This is a genomic window from Clostridium sp., from assembly GCF_051654825.1.
In the GTDB taxonomy this organism is placed as follows: domain Bacteria; phylum Bacillota; class Clostridia; order Clostridiales; family Clostridiaceae; genus Clostridium.
This window is the reverse complement of the sequence record NZ_JBOFYU010000279.1, coordinates 1-3347: the sequence shown is the minus strand read 5'-3', so window position 1 is coordinate 3347 and position 3347 is coordinate 1. Positions and strand designations below refer to the sequence as shown.

Genomic DNA, 3347 nt, shown 5'->3' with positions numbered 1-3347 from the left:
TGGCTACACCGCATGTTAGTGGAGCGTTAGCACTATTAATTGAATGGTCTAAAAAAGAATTTGGAAGAACTTTAACAGAAACAGAGTTGTATGGTCAGTTGATAAAATATACAAAGACTCTTCCGCTAGCAAGAACATTACAAGGTAATGGATTGGTGTATTTAAATTTAGATAAAAACTAGGTTTTTGTGTAGATGGGGCCCGTGGATAGAGGTATTATATAGGTCTTCCTTCCGCCCTTTGGGAAAGTCGGTGCGACCTATATAATACCTCTATCCACTCCTAATCTACACAAAGACTCTGTATTAATATCAATAATAGTTTATTGATTATACAAGGTGGATAGGTTAACTATCCACTTTTTAATTTCAAGTATAAGATTATAGTTGAAAAAATGGAAATATAAGTATATTATGAGGAGGGATTTATATATAATTTAAATCTAATAAGGGGAGGTGGGTTACAAATGGAAGCTAAAGAACAGCGTAATTTAACTAGGGGGTTATTTATAACATATATTTGTATATTAATATGGATTCTTTTGTTTAAGATGAGCTTTTCTTTTAACGAGATTGACCACAATAGAAGCATTAATCTTATTCCTTTTTATGGTTCAGTAGTTGTTAATGGTAAAGTATATATTAATGAGATTATCAATAATATACTTGTGTTTGTGCCTGTTGGAATTTATATATGTATGTTAAAACAAAATTGGTCTATTATTCAAAAATCTTTAGTAGCTTTTATTCTTAGTTTTGGAATTGAAAGTTTACAATTTATATTTGCTATTGGAGCTACGGATATAACTGATATTATAGGGAATACACTAGGTGGAGTAATGGGGATAGGAATATTCTATTTATTCGCTAAGATATTTAAAAGTAAGGTTATTAGTATATTTAACATACTTGCTTTAGTTGCTACAGTAGGACTAGTCGGAATGTTATCGATTTCATTATACAATGAAGAAAATGATATTTTAGGTGATAATGATATTTCACCAATAGAAATAACTCTAAATTATACCGATACTATAATAGAACCTACTTATAATCCAAATAATTTTGATGATGAGTATACTGATATACCAGTTATTCAAACTTTAAATAGGGATAATACTTTGAATTTTAAGGTTATAAACCATAATTTAGAGAAGCTTAAAGTTGTAGAAGAGTATTATAACGTACTTATAGATAATAGCGGTATTATCGAAAAAGAAACTTATATTTTGAACAAATCAGAATCAAATGACTTTAAATTAGAAATTAAAAGAAGAAGTAAGATAAAAGATGAAAAGGCAGTGTATTATATTTACACAGATGAACTTAATACAAATTTTTCAGCTTTTCAAGTTGATTTTCTTTTAGATTAAAAAATATGAATACATTACAAATAATAAGCATTAAGACATACATATAGGTGGGGATTGAGCTGAATGAAAAACTAAAGAAAAATAATAAGTTTATAATATCGATATCTTTATTACTATTATTTTTAATATTTTTCTACTATAGGGTAGTTTTTGAAATAAGATATACTAGCGATTATGAGACAATGGGTATTATAACAAAAATGGAAATTGAAGAAGATGGTGAGGGTTTCAATAATTACAATTTAGAAATAACATATGAAGATAGTGAAAAAAACAAAGTAATAGATACACATTTAGTACATAAAAGTAGTACTGAATATAAAATTTTGGAAATATTAAATATTAATGTTGGCAGCGAAATAAAAATACAAACTGAAGAAGGTTTTGCTGAAGGCTTTCTTGGGAAAAGATTTCTTTTTTCAGAGATAACGAGTATATTAATGTACAATGAATAGGAAATTAAGGAAGCAAAGAGTATTGTAAAAAGTATTTTTAAAAGTGAATTTCCTTGGGTGGTGATGGAAGTTTAAATATATACTGATTGGAAGTGGGTTTTAGTTCGTAATAAAGAAAATGGCAAATGGAAGCTTGAAAAATAGGGGGCATAGTTTATTGAGATGAATATATTTAAATTAGCTGTATCTATTATATATTTTATTATTGGGATTGGATTAATAATTATATCAAAGTTTCTTCCAGATAAATATTATTTGAAAATGAGACGTAATTATAGAGTGTTGAATAGTTATAAGATTATAAAATTAGGAAGAATACTATCACTTTTTTCGGGGATTTGTTGGTTAATAATTAGTTACTTATTTTATAAGGATATAAATATTATTATTGTATTATGGATAAATATAGGAGGGTTAGCTTTATATAATATTAAATCTTATAGCTATATAGAAAAACATAGTGTATAACTTTAATATAATGAAAAGTAATTATACTTTTATATTTTATATATAAATAAAGATTTGAAAGGAAATAAATTAATGAATTTTAATATTATAAATAAAGATGACTGGAATAGAAAAGAATACTTCGAACATTATTTTTCTGAAATTCCATGTACATACAGTATGACTGTAAAATTGGATATTACTAAAATTAAAAACTCAAATAGAAAGCTATACCCAACAATGTTATATTTTATTACCAAAGTAGTAAATAGACACAGCGAGTTTAGAACTACTTTTGATATGGATGGAAATCTAGGTTTTTTTGATGAAATGTTACCATGTTATACTATATTTAATAAAGAAACTGAAACTTTTACTAATATATGGACAGAGTATTCTGAGAATTATGATGTATTTTGTAAAGCGTATGAAAAAGACATAGAAATGTTTAGTACTGTAAAAAAGATGATAGCAAAACCAGATATACCAGAAAATAATTTTCCAGTATCAATGATACCATGGACTACATTTGAGGGATTTAATTTAAATCTACAAAAAGGATATGAGTACTTATTACCAATTTTCACTATGGGAAAATATTATATAGAAAGCGGTAGGTATATTTTACCATTAGCAATACAGGTTCATCATGCAGTGTGTGATGGATTCCATGTAAGTCGCTTTGTAAATGAATTACAAGAATTAATAGAATCATAAGTTGAAATTTGTAGCTGAGTATTTATATACATTATGAGAAAAGGATGGGATTTTACAATTCCATCCTTTTTGAGTTTTATTAAATAACACAAGGTGAATCAATAGCTACTACTTTTTAGATTCAAATAAATAATTGTTACAAAGTATTTTTAAGGGGTAAGAATATATAGAAATTAAATTAATAATAGTTTAAAATATGAACTTGATTTAATACTACATCTAGTATAAAATATAAAAGTCGCTTACTATATATAGTGATTTTGAGTAACGTACGAAATCGTTGAAACTATTAGTTAAGCGAATTTTTTTATTAGAAAAACTAATTAGACATAAGGAGTTATTATGACTAAAACATT

3 protein-coding genes and 1 pseudogene are annotated in these 3347 nt (G+C 26.0%); all 4 read left to right on the top strand.

Annotated elements, in window-relative coordinates; translation table 11 throughout:
• A pseudogene (locus ACRDBA_RS16840) lies at positions 1–182 on the top strand (serine protease); the annotation flags it as partial.
• 284 nt (positions 183–466) lie between these two features.
• Positions 467–1372 carry a VanZ family protein gene (locus tag ACRDBA_RS16835; RefSeq protein ID WP_438574092.1) on the top strand — a complete coding sequence of 302 codons (906 nt, stop codon included), beginning with the start codon at positions 467–469 and terminating at the stop codon, positions 1370–1372.
• Between the two features lie 47 nt (positions 1373–1419).
• Positions 1420–1827, top strand: a complete 408-nt coding sequence (locus tag ACRDBA_RS16830) for a hypothetical protein (RefSeq protein WP_438574091.1) — start codon at positions 1420–1422, stop codon at positions 1825–1827.
• A gap of 540 nt (positions 1828–2367) precedes the next feature.
• Entirely contained in the window at positions 2368–2991 is a 624-nt protein-coding gene (catA, locus tag ACRDBA_RS16825) for a type A chloramphenicol O-acetyltransferase (protein ID WP_438574090.1), read from the top strand.
• The last annotated feature ends 356 nt before the right edge of the window (positions 2992–3347 follow it).

Excerpts from the sequence above, each read along its gene's own strand:
- ACRDBA_RS16835 (WP_438574092.1), top strand. The coding sequence starts at position 467 with ATGGAAGCTAAAGAACAGCGTAATTTAACTAGGGGGTTATTTATAACA.
- catA (WP_438574090.1), top strand. The coding sequence starts at position 2,368 with ATGAATTTTAATATTATAAATAAAGATGACTGGAATAGAAAAGAATAC.